The sequence below is a fragment of the Parabacteroides sp. CAG:2 genome (assembly GCF_000436315.1).
Taxonomy (GTDB): Bacteria; Bacteroidota; Bacteroidia; order Bacteroidales; family Tannerellaceae; genus Parabacteroides; species Parabacteroides distasonis.
In genome coordinates, this window is sequence record NZ_FR885305.1 from 73,700 (window position 1) to 91,182 (window position 17,483).

Consider the following 17,483-nt stretch of genomic DNA (forward strand, 5'->3'; position numbering starts at 1 on the left):
TAGAACATACGCTCATGAATCTATTGACAAAGATCACGCTATTTATACACAGGATACTGGGCACGGCGTTCAGTATCCTGTTTCTCGTTTGGTTCCTATCGGGATTGGTAATGATCTACCATACGTTCCCGCGAGCGGACCGGGCCGATAAACGGGCGAAGATGGATATTCTCTCTCTGGAGAATCTTCCTTCGTTAGACCAGATAGAGAAACGTTTACCGCAGAACGAGCGGATAAGCCATGTTACCTTAAACAGCTATTTGGGACAAACTGTTTTTCATATCCGGACGGAGAAAGGGAGTTATGATATTCCTGCCGACTCGACGGAAAGATTACCCGTAATCGACTGGAATCGTATCCAACGTGTGGCATCACAATGGAATACCTCTTCCATAGCGAAGGTAGATTCCTTGTACACCTTGGACCAATGGATTCCATTCGGTCGTTTAAAAGAGGAATTTCCGATCTATAAATTCCATTTCGCCGATCCGGAACGACATGAATTATACATATCCTCTAAATCCGGGGAGGTTTTGCAATATACGGATAAAAACAGTCGTTTCTGGGCTTGGCTCGGGGCGATCCCTCATTGGGTTTATTTCACTTCCTTGCGGCAAGACGCTGAATTATGGATAAAGGTAGTTGTCTGGTTATCCGGCATTGGATGCGTTATGTGTATCGCTGGGATCTATTTAGGAATACGGGATTTCCGGTTAGCGAGGAGACGTTATTTGATTTCCCCTTATAAGAAGTTCTGGTATAAATGGCATCATATTCTTGGGGTGTTATTCGGTTTATTCGTCCTCACCTTCTGCTTTAGTGGTATGATGTCTTTGGCTCGTGTACAGGATTGGGGGTTGAAAGCCAAGCTTGATATAAACCCGGTTCAAGAACTGCGGAAGATGGCTCCTTCCCCACTCGATTATCCGTTGGATTACAGGGCGGTCATACAAGCCTATTCCGGCCAGATCCGTCAATTGGAATGGAGTAGTTTTGGTGATATACCCTTTTACATCGTACAAACAGACACGAAGGATATTGTCGTGAACGCAAATAAGAGTGACGGGATATCTTTATTGAACCTGCGACCGGAAGAAATCCGTTCCGTATTGTCTCAGATACATGGTATCGGGACCACGGCTGATATCAAACTGTTGGATGCTTATGATACGTATTATATCTCACGAAAAAGGAATTTAGAACTCCCGGTCTGGAAAGTATCTATTCAAGACGTGGATAATAGTTGTTATTACATTAATCCCCGTAATGGACAATACCGTTATGTAAATACGCCGTCTCGTTGGAACCATTGGATGTATCCGGCATTGCATAGCTTGAATCTGAAATTCTTGGTAGATCATCCGGTCTTATGGAATATCGTGATGTGGGGAACCATGTTGGGAGGCACGTTCGTTTCCTTATCCGGTGTATGGCTTGCGATAAAATATATCAGGCGAAAAGCGAGAAGAAAGAAGTAAAGCCTGTATATTTGTATTATATTTATTGAGAACATTGTATTATAAAATAGATTTGAATGAATAAAGGCAAGATTATAGTCGCCGGAATCGGCCCCGGTAGCGAGGCCGATATAACGCCTGCGGTTTTGGCCGCTATCCAAAGCTCGGATGTCATCATAGGATATAAATATTATTTCCGTTTTATCACCCACTTGCTTCGTGAGGGAACGGAATGTATAGATACAGGTATGAAACGTGAGCAAGCTCGTGCCGAGCAAGCTTTCGCTTATGCCAACGAGGGAAAGACTGTTTGCGTGATCAGTTCCGGTGACGCCGGTATTTATGGCATGACTCCTCTGATTTATGAGATGAAGAAAGAATCCGGAAGCGAGATCGAGATCGAGTCGTATCCGGGCATCAGCGCTTTCCAGAAAGCTGCGTCCTTGCTTGGCGCTCCTATCGGACATGATTTCTGTGTGATTTCCCTCTCAGACTTGATGACTCCTTGGGAACTGATCGAGAAACGGATTCACGCGGCGGCCATGGCCGATTTTGTTACGGCGATCTATAATCCAAAAAGCGAGGGACGTTATTGGCAACTCTATCGTTTAAAAGAATTGTTCCTGCAAGAACGCAAGCCGGAGACTCCGGTCGGTTATGTACGTCAGGCCGGACGGGAGGAGCAAGAAGTATTCGTCACTACGCTCGCAGATCTGGACCCCGAGCAGATCGATATGTTTACGGTAGTCTTGATCGGAAACTCACAAACATATCTTTCCGGGAATCATATGATCACTCCCCGGGGATATTATGGCGAGATCAAACAAAAGAAAATGGATACGGGTATCGGACAGGACATCATGATCCGTAGTTTCCGTACGATCGAGAAGGAATTGAAAAACCAAGAGATCCCGTTGGATAAGAAATGGGCGTTACTCCATGCCATTCATACGACGGCCGATTTCGATATGGAAAATATCCTTTATGCCGACCCGGATGCTGTCTCTACATTATATAATAAGATCAGCGGCGGGGAAGTTCCTACGATCATCACCGATGTCACGATGGCTGCTTCCGGCATTCGTAAGGGAGCTCTGCAACGTCTGGGTGTCGAAGTGAAATGCTACCTTCAAGACGAGCGGGTCGCTGAGATGGCTTCGAGCAAAGGAATTACCCGTACTCAAGCCGGTATTCGTCGGGCCGTGGAAGAGCATCCGACCGCTCTGTTTGTCTTCGGGAACGCCCCGACCGCCCTTATGGAATTATGCGATTTAATACGTAAAGGTAAAGCGACTCCGGCAGGTATTATCGCGGCTCCGGTAGGTTTTGTACATGTGCAGGAATCCAAACATATGGTGAAACCTTTTATCGGTATACCGAAACTAATCGTGGAAGGTCGTAAAGGAGGTAGTAATTTAGCGGCTACGCTAGTGAATGCCATTCTTTGTTTTAATGACGCAAAACAACTAAAGCCGGGAAGAGACGTATGAACCGATTTTATGTCATAGGGCTGGATGATAACATGAAACAATACTTTCCGCCGGAGGTATTGGAGATAATCTCGTCCCACCGGGTGTTCTCTGGAGGCGTGCGGCATCATGAGATCGTACGTTCTTTATTGCCAGAAAAAGCGGACTGGATTGATATCAAAGTCCCGTTGGACGAGGTCTTCGATCGCTATCATTCGTACGACGGTCGGGAAAGCATCGTTGTATTCGCTTCCGGAGATCCTTTGTTTTTCGGATTCGCCGTTACGATTCAAAACCGATTGCCGGATGCGCAAATCCGCCTGTACCCGTCATTTAATTCCTTGCAACTCTTGGCGCAAAATCTATTGATGCCTTACCACGACATGCGGATCGTCTCCCTTACCGGAAGGCCTTGGCACGAGTTCGATCGTGCCTTGATCGAAAGTGCGTCTAAGATAGGCGTGCTCACGGATCGGGAACATACGCCTACGACTATCGCTCGCCGGATGCTGGAATACGGCTATGATAATTATACCATGTTCGTGGGAGAACGATTAGGAAATACCGAACGGCAGAGCATCCGCCAATTCAGTATACAAGCCGCAGCAATGAATAATTTCGTTCATCCGAATTGCTTGATTCTCCGGAAAGAGCGTGACGGGCATTCCCGTAAGTTCGGCCTGCCGGATTCCGCTTTCGAGCATTTGAACGGACGGGAGAAGATGATAACCAAAATGCCGATCCGTTTGTTATCTTTAAGCATGCTGGATCTGATAAACCGGGAACGTTTTTGGGATATCGGCTTTTGTACGGGTTCTGTCTCGATAGAGGCTAAATTGCTGTTCCCGCATTTGCATATCACGAGTTTTGAGATCCGGGAAGAGGGACGAAAGTTAATGACTGAGAATTGCCGTCGTTTTGGGACTCCGGGTATCGAGGCTATAATCGGAGATTTCTTATCGGTGGATTTATCAGCGTTGGAGGCTCCGGATGCAATCTTTATCGGCGGACATGGCGGGAAATTAGTGGAGATCCTTATGGTAGTTTCCAAAAAGATGAAAGAGAGCGGTGTCATCGTCTTCAACTCCGTATCCGACGAAAGCAAAGCGCTTTTAGAGGAAGCGGTCCGCCAAACCGGTCTTCGGATATCCGCCCAAACCCGTATCACGATTGATGATTTTAATACGATTACCGTGAATGTTATTTATAAATTATGAGTACAATATCAATTATTCCAATATCCGATAGCAGCCGGGTGCTTGCTGAGCGAATTCTAGCCTCTTATCCCGAGGCGAAGATCTTACCATTCGGCTCTTTCTCAAAAGAGGTTTTTCACGAATCCAGTAGTTTGGTATTTATAGGAGCGATGGGAATTTGCGTACGCAGTATCGCTCCCTTCGCGGAAGATAAGCATACTGATCCTGCCGTGGTTTGTATAGACAGTACCGGTAAATATGTGATTCCGGTCTTATCCGGACATATCGGTGGTGCGAACGACCTTTCCAAGGAATTGGCAAACCTATTAGGAGCCGAGGCAATTATTACGACACAAAGCGATAATACGAACCTATGGCCGCTCGACACGCTGGGGAAGAAATACGATTGGACCTTGATCGCCAAAGATAGCAATGCCGCCATCTCCACTTTTGTCAATGGAAAACCGACAGCGCTACTCCTTGATATACGAGATAAGGGAACGGATTATCTAGAGCGTACGGCCCCACCTCATGTCTCTATCTTCTATTCCTTCGAGGCGATACCGCAGCAAGACTATGAGTTATTGATGATCGTCAGTCCCAAACAATACGATACATCCATCCATACGATCACCTATATACCGAAAGTCCTCCACCTAGGAATGGGTTGCCGCAAGGATATGCAAGGCGATCCTACGGTCGTTTACGAACATATTAAAGATGTATTGCGTGATAAACGCCTGTATTCGGAGGCCTTGGCGGATGTAAATACAATCGATTTGAAGAAATGCGAACCGGTGCTGACATTACTGGCTTATGGAGTTATGGAATGCCCTTTCCACATCTATACATCGGAGGAGCTGAAAGAAATCCCGGTACCCAATCCCTCGGAGAAAGTACTGGAGGTAACCGAATCCCCAAGTGTATCGGAAGCTTCCGCCATTTATGCGGCTCATGGCGGTCCGCTTTTGGTCGAGAAGCAAAAAGCGGATTTAGGGAAAGGAAATGAATATACCTTTGCCGTAGCGTTAGATCGGACGGCCTGCCGTGAGGGACATATCGAGATCGTAGGAGCCGGTCCCGGCGATCCGGACTTGATCTCTATCCGCGGGCGGCAAATGTTGGAGAAAGCTGATTTGATCCTGTATGCAGGAAGCCTCGTCCCGAAAGAACTTACCTTATGCGCAAAGGCAGGCGCTACGGTGCGAAGCTCGGCGGATATGAATCTGGAAGAACAGTTCGCGTTGATGAAAGAGTTTTATGATAAAGGATTGTTTGTCGTTCGTTTGCACACGGGCGATCCTTGCATCTATGGAGCTATTCAAGAGCAAATGAATTACTTTGATCAATACGGGATGGATTATCATATCACTCCGGGTATCTCCTCTTTCCAAGCCGCCGCCGCCGCTCTTTATTCTCAGTTCACGATTCCGGAGAAAGTACAAACGATCATCCTCACTCGTGGCGAAGGACGTACGCCCATGCCTGAGAAAGAGCAACTGCACAAACTGGCTCAAAGCCAAAGTACGATGTGTATCTTTTTAAGCGCCGGTGTCGTAGAGAAGGTCCAAGAGGAATTATCGCGACACTACGCCCCAACCACTCCGGTAGCCGCTTGCTATAAATTGACATGGAAAGACGAGCGGATCTACCGTGGGCAACTGAAAGATCTCGCCAAGATCGTAAAGGAGAATCATCTTACGTTGACGACATTACTTGTCGTCGGGGATGCCATCGATAACCGCAAGGGCCTATCTCGCTTATATGCGGATGAATTCAAACATCTTTTCCGTAAGTAATGATACTGATTCTTGGAGGAACGACAGAAGGCCGTGTGGCTGTGCGGGTAGCGGACGAGGCAGCCGCTACCTATTACTATTCTACGAAAGGAACTTTGCAATCCATTGAATGCGCTCATGGAATCCGTTTGACCGGAGCCATGAATGCGGAGGAAATGGAGTGTTTTTGTCGTGACCACGCAATTAAGCTATTGATCGATGCGGCACACCCTTTCGCTCAAGTGTTACACCAAACGATCGAACAGGTATCGAAATGCTTACGGATTCCGGTGATTCGTTACGAACGTCGGTATCCACTTCGTGATGAGGACTTGATTTGGTGCGATAGTTATGCAGACGCAATTCGCCAAATGGAAAATAAAGGTATCCAACGGCTACTTGCCCTCAGTGGCGTGAACACCCTTGCCCCGCTCCGTCCTTATTGGCGATCGCATACCACTTGGTTACGTATATTGGAGCGGGAGGAATCTTTGTCGTTGGCCGAGAAGCAGGGCTTCCCCCAAGAAAGTCTGGTTTTCTATCGAGAAGGCGAGGATGAGTTAAAGTTGTTGGAGCAACTCCATCCGGACGCCATCTTGACAAAGGAAAGTGGTTTCTCCGGCTATTTTACGGATAAAGTGAACGCTGCCCGCCAATTCGGAATACCAGTATTTGTCGTGAAGCGTCCCGCATTACCGGAAACTTTCTACCGAGTGTATGGTGAAGACGGATTGCGCAAACAAATTGAACGCCTATTACCAGAATTCTTTCCCTTGAAAAGCGGATATACGACCGGAGCTTGTGCTACCGCCGCCGCAAAAGCCGCTTTATTGGCCTTATTATCAAGGAAGGAACAAACAGAAAGCCAGATAACATTACCCTCGGGAGAACAGATAACGTTGCCGGTAGCCTATACCGAATGGGCCGGGTGTTCCGCCACCTGTACCGTGATCAAGGAGTCTGGGGATGATCCGGACGTGACGAATCATAGCCGGATCCGGGTTACTGTTCAATTATCTCCCGATGCATCCGGTTGTGCCATCGCCGTGGCAGAGTCGTGCCACGATGATGGCACAGCTGTGCCAAGCCGATGGCACAAGCGTGCCACGGTAATGGCACAAGAAGAACATTGTCAAGAAACAGAAAGCGACGATACGGGAAGAGTCATCTTCCAAGCAGGTGAAGGAGTCGGAACCGTGACCCTTCCGGGACTCGGCTTGAAAGTCGGTGGCCCGGCTATAAACGCCACGCCCCGTAAGATGATCCGGCAAGAGCTGATTCCACTCCTGCCCTCACCCGATTCCGTCGCTATTGTCACGGTCTCGGTTCCCGGTGGCGAGGAGTTGGCGAAACGTACCTTCAATCCGAAACTTGGAATTATCGGGGGAATCTCCATTATCGGGACATCCGGAATTGTGCGTCCTTTCTCATCGGACGCTTTTATCGCCTCGATACGGAAAGAAGCCAGTGTCGCCAAAGCGATAGGTTGCGAGACGTTGGTTATTAATTCCGGGGCGAAGAGTGAACGTTACCTTCGGAGCTTATACGCTTCTTTGCCTCCACAATCATTCGTCCATTACGGGAACTTTATAGGAGAGACGCTAAAGATCGCTGCCGATTTAGGTTTCAAGCAGGTTATCTTAGGTATCATGATCGGCAAGGCGGTGAAACTTGCGGAAGGTTTCCTGGATACACACAGCAAAAAAGTCGTCATGAACAAAGGCTTCCTTCAAGATGTAGCGAAAGAAGCGAAATGCGAGGAGGCGACCGTAGATGCAATCAATCGGATTACGTTGGCCCGTGAATTATGGGAGCTTCTTGCGGAAAAAGAACAAAATCGTTTCTTCCCATTACTTTTACAAAAATGTAAATCGTATTGCGCTCCCATCCTTCCCGACGGCGAACTAACCTTGCTGTTAATATCCGAAGAGGGCAAGGTCTTATACCAATCTTAGCTGTAGAGACGCAGCACGCACGCTACGTCTCTACAACCCCCAGACTGTAATAGCATTTCTTTTTAGCTGTTTATTCTTTTTTATTAGGGATTCTTTAAGAATACATATTAGGAGGATTTCGTACTTTTGCCCTCTAAATATTGATTAAAATAATGTTTAGATATCTTTTAATTTATATGGCCTGCCTTCTATTCGCCTTTTCCGTAAAGGCGCAAGGTATTTCCAATGACACGATTCCGAAAGAAGTGCTGATGCTGGACGGTAAGCCTATGACCGAAAAGCAAATACAACGTTATCATAAACAATTACATAAAGACTCCATACGGGCCAACAAAAGGATCTGGTGGTCTATCCTTGGCGGACCGTCTTACACGCCGGAAGCCTCCTTTGGCGTAGGTGGCGCGGTTTTGGCTAGCTTTCGCTTAAACAAGAATGATACGATATCCCAGCGATCGTTTATCCCTGCGGGATTTAACATCACCTTAAACGGGACGTTCGTTTTTGCCGGTGCCGGTACCTTATTCTTCAACGAGAATCGCTTCCGTATTTATATCAGTTACGGTTATCGGAACGAACCTTCGCATTATTTCGGGAAAGGCTATGAGACGATCGAGCAAATCGAGAAAAGCGATTCGACAACGAAATTCCATAAGAGTTCTATCCAACTATATCCCCGTTTCGTATGGGAAGTTAGGCCTCATTTATATACGGGTCCTCTTTTTGATATTAATTTCAGCAAATCAGATGATATCAACCCGGTGATGGCCGAAGATCCTTATTTCAATAAGTTCAAACGAGATTATGTCAATATCGGTGTCGGCGGCTTGATTCAATACGATACACGAAATGACGTGGCGACCCCAAGTTCCGGTATGTTACTAAGCGCGATCGCTAAAGTGTATGGAAAGTATTTAGGCGGTGCATATAATTATGAGATGTTCGAGTTAGAATACCGCCAATTCCAGCAAGTATTTCGTCCTCGTAGCACCTTGGCATGGATCGCCAAGACACAAATCGGTGTGGGAAACGTTCCTTTTACGGAGCTTCCTTCGTTTGGCTCTCCTTTCGATCTTCGCGGATACTATTGGGGCAAGTACCGTGACAAGACCATGGCGTATGGGATTCTGGAGTATCGTCATATGTTCGGCAGCGTGGAGAAATATAAGAGCGGTAATTTCTGGGCGAAGTGTGGTTTTGTTGGCTGGGTCGGCACGGGTACGATCGGAAACGCTCCTATCGTAGACTGGAATAAATGGAAGTTCAACTATGGCGTAGGCTTACGTATCCAAATGCAACCCGGCAAGAACTTCCGCCTAGACGTAGGCAAAGACCCGAACCAAAAAGGGATGGCGGTTTATATGAATATGACGGAAGCCTTCTAAAACCAGAAGGCTCCCGTCTACGATTTATGGAAGTATAACCTTGCGTTAAAATTATCGTTTAAAAGCCGGAAATATCTTAATATCGATTTTTTTCACTAAGTTTGCGCCGTCGAAGGGGTGCCATACTATATGGGCTGAGATCATACCCTTACTACTTGATGCGGGTAATGCCGCCGTAAGAAAAACGAATGTTAGATGGATAAAAATGAAATGTACCGTTATCCGGTAGCTTTAACGATCGCGGGCTCTGATAGTGGCGGTGGTGCCGGAATACAAGCGGATATTAAGACTTTTTCCTCGCTGGGGGTTTTTGGAGCCTCGGCGATAACGGCTATAACCGCTCAAAACACACAGGGAGTGCGAGGGATCCAAGCGATCTCTCCCGAGATTTTGAGAGAACAAATCGAAGCTATTCTTGAGGATTTCATCGTAGATGCCGTAAAAATAGGGATGCTACATAACAAGGATGCCGTAAAGGTCGTATCTGAAACTTTATCTTCCTTCCAACAGACTTCTATCATTTTAGATCCAGTGATGATATCCACGAGCGGAAGTAAATTATTGGAGGATGACGCCATCCGAACCATCATTGATGAGTTGTTCCCTAAAGCGACACTGCTTACTCCGAATATTCCCGAGACGGAATATCTTTCCGGTATAAAAATCAATAACGAGGCGGATATCTTATGTGCCGCCCGGAAATTGCAGGAAAAAGGATGTAACGCTATATTGATCAAAGGGGGGCATATTCCCGGAGTAGAAACGGTGGATCGGTTATTTATCAATGAGAATAATCCGATTTGTCTGGCCTCGCCAACAGTGGAGACCTTCAATACCCATGGAACAGGCTGTACGCTATCGTCCGCCATCGCCGCTTATATGGCACTCGGCCATTCATTGGTGGAAGCCGTACGATTAGCCAAGGAATATATGAATAACGCGCTCGTTCACGGGGCGAATGTATGCATGGGAAAAGGGCACGGACCTGTAAACCACTTCTTCTCACCCTCTGCCCTTCATAAAATCCGATGGAATCATGAATAAGCTGGTCGTAATTACTACACCTTATTTTTTCGCGGATGAAGCTTCTTTGATCGAACTTCTATTCGCAGAAGGAATGTCTCGTTTACATCTACGTAAACCGGATTGTAAACGTGATGAATTGGAGGGCTTATTGGATAAGATCTCTCCGGCTTATTACGACAGGATCGTTCTTCATGATTGGTTTACCTTGGCAGAAGAAAGGGCTTTAGGAGGAGTCCATTTGAACAAGAGGAACCCGGAAGCTCCACCTTTATATAAAGGTAGTATAAGTCGTTCTTGCCATAGTCTGGAAGAGATTATCGAGTATAAACCGGTATGCGACTATGTGTTCCTTAGCCCGATCTTTCAGAGTATATCCAAAGAAGGATATGGTAGCGGATTCTCCTTAGATGGATTGCGAAACGCGAAGGGCATCATCGATGATAAGGTGATTGCCTTGGGAGGAATCTGCCCGCGGACAATAACGAAATTAAAAGATATCCCCTTCGGCGGTGTCGCCGTTCTCGGGGCCCTTTGGGGAAACGATCCCTCCCTTCTTGTTGCGGATCAACTCATAAAACAATTCAAACGATTACAAGTATGGCCTTAAATTATTATTTCGGATATGATGAGAATGGAAGAGTCGGTCGGAGAACAACCGGATTACGCCCCCCTTTTGGTGGAAACAATCGCTTGATGTTTATAACGCATCGTACGCCTAAATATACGGAATGCGACGAGGTAAGCATGGCAATCCAAGGAGGGTGCTCATGGATACAGTTGCGCATGAAGGATGGGATTTATGAGGATACCGTACGTACATGTGCCACTATCTGCGCGGAAGAATGTGAGCGAATCGTGGATTTCTGCGTAAACGATGATCTGGAGGCTGCCGTGACATGTGGCGCTACGGCTTGTCATCTGGGTAAGAATGATATGCCCTTGGATATCGCTTGGGAAGTACTGAGAGACAAGTTAGATTCCAATGCCATCTTCTATATCGGGGCTACGGCGAATACTTTTGAGGATATCCGGCTGGCCGTAGAACGAGGCGCCTCGTATATCGGACTAGGGCCGTATCGCTTTACGGGTACCAAGAAGAATTTGAGTCCCATCTTAGGCTTGGATGGTTATCGTAAAATAATCGCTCAATGCAAGGAGGCTGGCATCGATATTCCTATCTTTGCGATAGGTGGTATTACGCTGGAAGACGTAGGCCCTTTGATGGAGACGGGTATAACCGGAATCGCTGTTTCGGGCGCGATTATCAATGCCCCCGATCCCGTGGAGGAAACCCGCCGGTTTATAGAGGAAATCAATAAGTACTAAACTAAATACATATGGCTACTAAAAAGAATATGCGTATTTCCTATCCGTCCTCGGAAAAGATTTATGTCCCGGGCGAGATCAATAAGATCAAGGTTGGTATGCGTAAGATTAAATTGTTGGACACGGTAACCTTGGATGAGCATGGAGAACGAATCTTCAAGAAGAACAATCCGGTAATCGTTTACGATACGAGCGGCCCGTATTCCGACCCCAAGATATCGATTGATATCGCTAAAGGACTTCCTCGTATACGTGAGGAGTGGTACGGTAAGCGTAAGGATGTGGTTCAATTGCCGGAATTGACTTCCGCTTATGGTCGTGAGCGATTGGCGGACGCGACTCTGGATTCCCTGCGTTTCCCCAAGCGATACTTGCCTTTCCGGGCTAAAGAGGGTAAGAATATCACCCAGATGTATTATGCGAAGAAGCGCATTATCACTCCGGAAATGGAGTACGTGGCGATTCGTGAGAACCAGCAAATCGAGGCTTTGGGACTGAAGTCGTATATCACGCCGGAGTTCGTCCGCAAGGAAATCGCCGCCGGTCGCGCGATCATCCCGGCGAATATCAATCACCCGGAAGCCGAGCCGATGATTATCGGTAAGAAGTTCTTGGTAAAGATCAATACCAATATCGGTAACTCCGCTCTTTCCTCCGGTATCGACGAGGAGATCGAGAAGGCGATATGGAGTTGTAAATGGGGCGGCGACACGTTGATGGATCTCTCTACCGGCGATCATATCCATGAGACGCGCGAGTGGATTATCCGTAACTGTCCGGTTCCGATGGGTACGGTTCCTATTTATCAAGCCTTGGAGAAGGTGAATGGCAAGGTAGAGGATCTTTCTTGGGAGATCTATCGGGATACGTTGGTCGAGCAGGCGGAACAGGGCGTGGATTATTTCACGATCCACGCAGGTTTGTTGCGCAAGCATGTGGAGCTGACGGCGACTCGCCTGACGGGGATCGTATCCAGAGGCGGATCGATCATGGCCAAATGGATGCAGCTTCATGACGAGGAAAACTTCCTGTACACGCATTTCGCCGAGATCTGCGAGATACTGAAGGCATACGACGTGGCGGTCTCTATCGGAGACGGGCTTCGTCCCGGTTCTATCTATGACGCGAACGACGCAGCACAATTCGCCGAGCTTCACACGATGGGAGAACTGACGAAAATAGCTTGGGAGCAGTTCGTGCAAGTGATTATCGAAGGCCCGGGCCATGTTCCCATGAATAAGATCCATGAGAATATGAAGGAACAACAGTATGCCTGCCATGGAGCGCCGTTCTATACGCTGGGCCCGTTGACGACCGATATCGCTCCCGGATACGATCATATCACGTCGGCTATCGGTGGCGCGCAAATCGCTTGGCATGGGACGGCCATGATCTGCTACGTTACGCCGAAGGAGCATTTGGGATTGCCGAATAAGGAAGACGTGCGTAATGGGGTGGTCGCTTATAAGATAGCGGCGCATGCCGCTGACTTGGCGAAAGGGCATCCCGGCGCTCAAGTACGTGATAACGCGTTGAGCAAGGCACGTTTTGATTTCCGCTGGAAAGACCAGTTCAATTTGTCCTTGGACCCGGAAAGGGCTTTACAGTATTATAAGGAGAGTGCTGTTACGGATGGAGAGTACTGTACGATGTGCGGTCCTAATTTCTGCGCTATGCGGTTAAGTAAGGATTTGCAAGGTTGTAAATAAAATACTGTTTTGAGGGGATGAGACGGGGCATGCCCCGTCTCTACAATTGAGTGATTTGTTTTCCGCATTTGTAGCCTTCCTCATATAGTTCTTCCAGTTTCTTTGTGTCGCTTCCGGTACGGCCGACTTTAATCGGGCTTTGCGGACGGATGACGAAGGCTTTTCCTTCGGCCTCCAGTTGGTCTATGTAATCCAAGACCTCGTTGTACTGCCGGTATCGTAGTCGCAACTGTTTCCGGATCGCCGGGTATTTGTTATAAATAAAGCCGGGAAGGTAAAAATCTTTCTCTTCTTTCCGATAGCCTTTGTTACGGGTAAGGATGATGACGTTCTTGGAGAAGCCGTCGGCGATAGCCCGTCGGATAGGGATAGCGTCGCATACGCCTCCGTCGACCATCGGTATCCCGTCTACATACGTAATTGGACAGAGGATCGGTAATGTGCAAGATGCTTTACAGATATCCACCAAACGTTTCTTATCTTTCTTCTCCTCGAAATATTCCGCTTTACCCGTCAAGCAATTGCTCGTGACCATAACGAACCGATCCTTGGACTTGAAATAGGTATCGTAATCCAACGGATAATACAAATCCGGATAGACATAAAACAAGAAATTCAGATCGATATATCCCCTTCCCCGTAAGAAATGACGAAGACCTATGTAATTATATTTCTTCAATAGGTCGATATTGCTAAAACGAGAGCGTCCCCGCTGGCGGGAAGCATACGAGATTCCGTTACTCGCGCCCGCCGATACTCCGATCGTATAAGGAAACCAAATATCATGATCCATAAAATAATCCAATACTCCCACCGTAAATATGGCACGCATTCCGCCACCTTCCAACACCAAACCTGTCTGACTATCTATTTCCATATATATACCTCTGAATTAAAAAAGCCATTGCTGGGTTCCCACCAAGCAATGGCCACAAAAATATAATAAATCAGCGATAAATAATAGTTCCTTTTTAGAATTTACTTGGTCACTTCGTTCACTAAGGGACGGCCTTCCTCGAAATCCTTGATGTTCCGCAAGGTAGTATCGGCGATATTATGCAGAGCCTCTTTCGTGAAAAACGCCTGATGGGAAGTAACGATCACATTGTTGAACGAGAGTAGACGGGCCAAGACATCATCATCGATAATCTTATCCGATTTATCCTCGTAGAAATAGTCTCCTTCCTCCTCGTAGACATCCAATCCAGCGGCGGATACTTTCTTGGTCTTCAATCCCTCGATCAAGGCGTTGGTATGGATCAGTAACCCGCGTCCCGTATTGATAATCATTACGCCGTCTTTCATCTTGGCGATCGAATCGTCGTTGATCAGATAACGAGTCTGGTCAGTCAACGGGCAATGCAAGGAAATGATATCGGACTCTTTGTATAACTCGTCTAAAGAGACATAGGTGATCCCTTCCTCCTTGGCGAATTTCTCATCCGGATACAGGTCGTTTGCCAATACACGCATCCCCAATCCTTTTAAGATATGAATCAATATCTTGGCGATCTTTCCGGTACCGATAATACCGGCGGTCTTGCCATGCATATCAAATCCCATCAAGCCATTCAAGGAGAAGTTGCCATCTCTCGTACGCCAGTATGCCCGGTGTATCTTACGGTTTAACGATAACATCAAGGCCAACGTATATTCAGCGACCGCATAGGGTGAGTAGGCCGGCACGCGTACGACCGGTAATTTCCCTCTGGCGGCATTCAAATCCACATTATTAAAACCGGCGCAACGAAGCGCCAACAGTTTCACGCCATTGGCAACCAAAGCGTCTATTACGGCGGCATCAGCCGTGTCGTTCACGAAAATACATACAGCGTCTACCCCTTGGGTTAAGACGACATTATTGATATTCAAATGTCCTTTATAGTAACGAATATCGAACTCATACCGCTCATTGATCTTATCGAAAGAAGCGATGTCGTAGGGTTTAGCACCAAAAAACGCAATCTTATACGCCATATAACTTTAGTTTTTTAATATAACTAAATTAAGCCCTTGATTGTTTATCGAAAAAGAAATCCATTCGTTTAATTATAGTACTTTTGTCCGCTGGGTAACAATATAGATGAGCATGAATCAATCCCATAAAAGATCTTTTATAGCAGTTCTTATTTTTATTGGCTTTCTCTTGTTTATGGCATTTTGGGGCATCGACCTGATCTTAGGGGCGTATGCGGGACATAAATTGAGTAAACTTGCCGAAAGGCATCATCTTGACATACGCTATGATAATATCCGGTTGATAGGGCTGAGTACCGTACGTATGGAGGGATTGACCGTTATCCCGATTGATGCTGATACGTTGATACATGCGGACAGGCTTCAAGCGAAACTGGAGCTTGGCAGATTATTGCTACTTACCCCTGCCATAGAGAGTGTACAAGCGGATAATTTGCATATTCATTTTATTAAGAAGGGAGAGAGAGCTAATTTTGATTTCCTTTATAAACCATCGAATCACCTAGGTGAGCCAGAGGAAACAGCTGTAGATGATAAGGAACAGGATTACGCACGCAAGGCTGAACGCTCCCTTAGTCTCCTTTTCAATTTATTGCCCGGAAATGCCTTGGTACATGATTTATGTGTTTCTTATAGTAATAAAGGAGATGAACTAATACTAGAGATACCCGAACTCAATCTTACTAACAATCAATTCTCTACGCATATAAATAGCACGGAGAACGGAGTTCGTAGCGAATGGATTTGCGAAGGCTCTCTCTCTGATAAGGAGCGACTCGTGAAAGCCCGTCTCTACGCCGACGAGCATACGAAGATTCCTCTTCCTTTTCTGGAATATCGTTGGGGGGCATCGGTACGTTTCGACACCTTGGCCTTCGAGCTTAAGGGACCTAAAATAGAAGAAGACATACAATCCTTACTCGGAAGCGCCTATGTGAGCGGGCTTACCATCCACCAAGAGCGTATATCTCCGGACACGGTCTTACTGGATAAAGGCTCTATACACTTCCGGACAAACATCGGTAAGAACTATATCGAATTAGATAGCGTCAGTGATATCCGGTTTAATCATCTGGATTTCCATCCTTATCTGAAGATCGTTAAAGATACCAGTTGGCAAATCACGGCCTCTGTGAATAAAAGAGATTTCCCTGCGGATCAACTGTTCTCCTCCCTGCCTAAAGGCTTATTCTACAATCTGGAAGGCCTGAGAACAGAAGGTACCCTCTCCTATCATTTCCGATTGGATTTGGATTTCGGACAGGTAGACAGCTTGATCTTGGAGTCTACCTTGAAAGCGAAGGACTTCCAGATCCTTGCCTATGGGAATACGGATTTGCGGAAGATGAATGAGCCATTTGAATATACGGTCTATGAGCAAGGCGAGCCGGTACGCTCTTTCGAGATCGGTCCGGCGAATCCCTCTTTCCGCCCGTTCAACGCCGTATCCCGTTATCTTCCTTTAGCGATCATGCAGAGTGAGGATGCCGGCTTCTTTTATCACAACGGTTTTATTCCAAGCGCTATCCGGGAATCGTTGATACAAGATATCAAGGAACGACGTTTCGCCCGTGGCGGCAGTACGCTTAGCATGCAATTGGTGAAGAATGTATTCTTGAGCCGTAACAAGACGATCGCCCGCAAGCTGGAGGAAATGTTAATCGTATGGCTGATCGAGAGCGATCATCTGACCTCTAAAGAGCGGATGTTTGAGGTTTATCTGAACATCGCCGAATGGGGTCCCATGATTTATGGAGCCGCCGAGGCCTCACGTTATTATTTCGCGAAGGAACCTTCCCAATTAAACCTTGCCGAGTGCATTTTTATGGCCAGTATTATCCCCAAGCCCAAACAGGTCCGCTATTGCTTCGACGGGTTGCGGTTGAAGCCGTATTATGAGGATTTTTACAGGGTAATACTGGATCGCTTGGTAGATCGCGGACTTATATCTTCGGAAGAGGCGGTAGGGGTAACGCCGGAGTCTGTCGAAATAACAGGTCCGGCTAAAGAATACCTGACGGCTACCCAAAGTCGATCTCCACGCTCGTCCCAACCCCTAGATCAGAAATAATATTCACCTTCGCTCCATAGGTGTTCAATATGCGTAGCGAGAGGCTTAGCCCGACACCATGCCCGGCGTATTCCCGGGTATTGCTCGCCCGGTAAAAGGGCTGGAAGATTCGTTTCAACTCCTCGGGAGGAATGCAG

General features: G+C 46.9%; 14 protein-coding genes and 1 riboswitch. Of the genes, 11 read left to right on the plus strand and 3 right to left on the minus strand.

The annotated features are described in order from the left end of the window. Positions 1-14: 14 nt before the first annotated feature. The 10 genes from QVP94_RS11695 (at position 15) to thiC (ending at position 13,298) form a co-directional block, all read left to right on the plus strand. Positions 15-1,478 (plus strand): PepSY domain-containing protein, encoded by a 1,464-nt coding sequence (locus QVP94_RS11695; RefSeq protein WP_022192662.1) that lies wholly within the window; start codon positions 15-17, stop codon positions 1,476-1,478. Between the two features lie 56 nt (positions 1,479-1,534). Then, positions 1,535-2,947 (plus strand): precorrin-3B C(17)-methyltransferase, encoded by a 1,413-nt coding sequence (cobJ, locus tag QVP94_RS11700; RefSeq protein WP_022192663.1) that lies wholly within the window; start codon positions 1,535-1,537, stop codon positions 2,945-2,947. Further along, the gene (locus QVP94_RS11705; protein WP_022192664.1) at positions 2,944-4,143 is read left to right on the plus strand and encodes a bifunctional cobalt-precorrin-7 (C(5))-methyltransferase/cobalt-precorrin-6B (C(15))-methyltransferase; all 1,200 of its coding nucleotides are present in this window, start codon (positions 2,944-2,946) and stop codon (positions 4,141-4,143) included. Before cobJ ends, QVP94_RS11705 begins: the two co-directional genes overlap by 4 nt. Next, a complete protein-coding gene (gene cobM / locus QVP94_RS11710) occupies positions 4,140-5,921 on the plus strand; it encodes a precorrin-4 C(11)-methyltransferase (protein WP_022192665.1) in 1,782 nt (593 codons plus the stop codon). The genes QVP94_RS11705 and cobM overlap by 4 nt, the downstream gene beginning before the upstream one ends. After that, complete coding sequence (gene cbiD, locus QVP94_RS11715) at positions 5,921-7,855, plus strand: cobalt-precorrin-5B (C(1))-methyltransferase CbiD (protein WP_022192666.1); 1,935 nt, start codon at positions 5,921-5,923, stop codon at positions 7,853-7,855. The genes cobM and cbiD overlap by 1 nt, the downstream gene beginning before the upstream one ends. A gap of 152 nt (positions 7,856-8,007) precedes the next feature. Next, positions 8,008-9,237 carry a BamA/TamA family outer membrane protein gene (locus QVP94_RS11720; RefSeq protein ID WP_022192667.1) on the plus strand — a complete coding sequence of 410 codons (1,230 nt, stop codon included), beginning with the start codon at positions 8,008-8,010 and terminating at the stop codon, positions 9,235-9,237. Between the two features lie 103 nt (positions 9,238-9,340). Then, positions 9,341-9,438, plus strand: a riboswitch (TPP riboswitch). Further along, positions 9,433-10,281: a bifunctional hydroxymethylpyrimidine kinase/phosphomethylpyrimidine kinase gene (gene thiD / locus QVP94_RS11725; protein ID WP_022192668.1), complete on the plus strand. Its 849-nt coding sequence runs from the start codon at positions 9,433-9,435 to the stop codon at positions 10,279-10,281. Its footprint overlaps the riboswitch before it by 6 nt. Beyond that, complete coding sequence (locus tag QVP94_RS11730; RefSeq protein WP_005857009.1) at positions 10,274-10,870, plus strand: thiamine phosphate synthase; 597 nt, start codon at positions 10,274-10,276, stop codon at positions 10,868-10,870. Before thiD ends, QVP94_RS11730 begins: the two co-directional genes overlap by 8 nt. Next, positions 10,861-11,589: a thiamine phosphate synthase gene (locus QVP94_RS11735; RefSeq protein WP_009017433.1), complete on the plus strand. Its 729-nt coding sequence runs from the start codon at positions 10,861-10,863 to the stop codon at positions 11,587-11,589. Before QVP94_RS11730 ends, QVP94_RS11735 begins: the two co-directional genes overlap by 10 nt. Before the next feature lie 11 nt (positions 11,590-11,600). Beyond that, complete coding sequence (thiC, locus tag QVP94_RS11740) at positions 11,601-13,298, plus strand: phosphomethylpyrimidine synthase ThiC (protein ID WP_009017432.1); 1,698 nt, start codon at positions 11,601-11,603, stop codon at positions 13,296-13,298. 40 nt (positions 13,299-13,338) lie between these two features. On the opposite strand, the gene QVP94_RS11745 is transcribed toward thiC, so the two are convergent. Then, a complete protein-coding gene (locus QVP94_RS11745) occupies positions 13,339-14,175 on the minus strand; it encodes a patatin-like phospholipase family protein (protein ID WP_022192669.1) in 837 nt (278 codons plus the stop codon). Positions 14,176-14,276: 101 nt separating this feature from the next. Then, positions 14,277-15,275, minus strand: coding sequence for a 2-hydroxyacid dehydrogenase (locus QVP94_RS11750; protein ID WP_005857013.1), 999 nt, complete (start codon positions 15,273-15,275; stop codon positions 14,277-14,279). A gap of 112 nt (positions 15,276-15,387) precedes the next feature. Between QVP94_RS11750 and QVP94_RS11755 the strand changes: the two genes are divergently transcribed. After that, positions 15,388-17,346: a biosynthetic peptidoglycan transglycosylase gene (locus QVP94_RS11755; RefSeq protein ID WP_022192670.1), complete on the plus strand. Its 1,959-nt coding sequence runs from the start codon at positions 15,388-15,390 to the stop codon at positions 17,344-17,346. On the opposite strand, the gene QVP94_RS11760 is transcribed toward QVP94_RS11755, so the two are convergent. Continuing rightward, positions 17,297-17,483: sensor histidine kinase (locus tag QVP94_RS11760; RefSeq protein ID WP_288213259.1), on the minus strand; the 187-nt coding region annotated here is incomplete at its 5' end. The genes QVP94_RS11755 and QVP94_RS11760 overlap by 50 nt on opposite strands.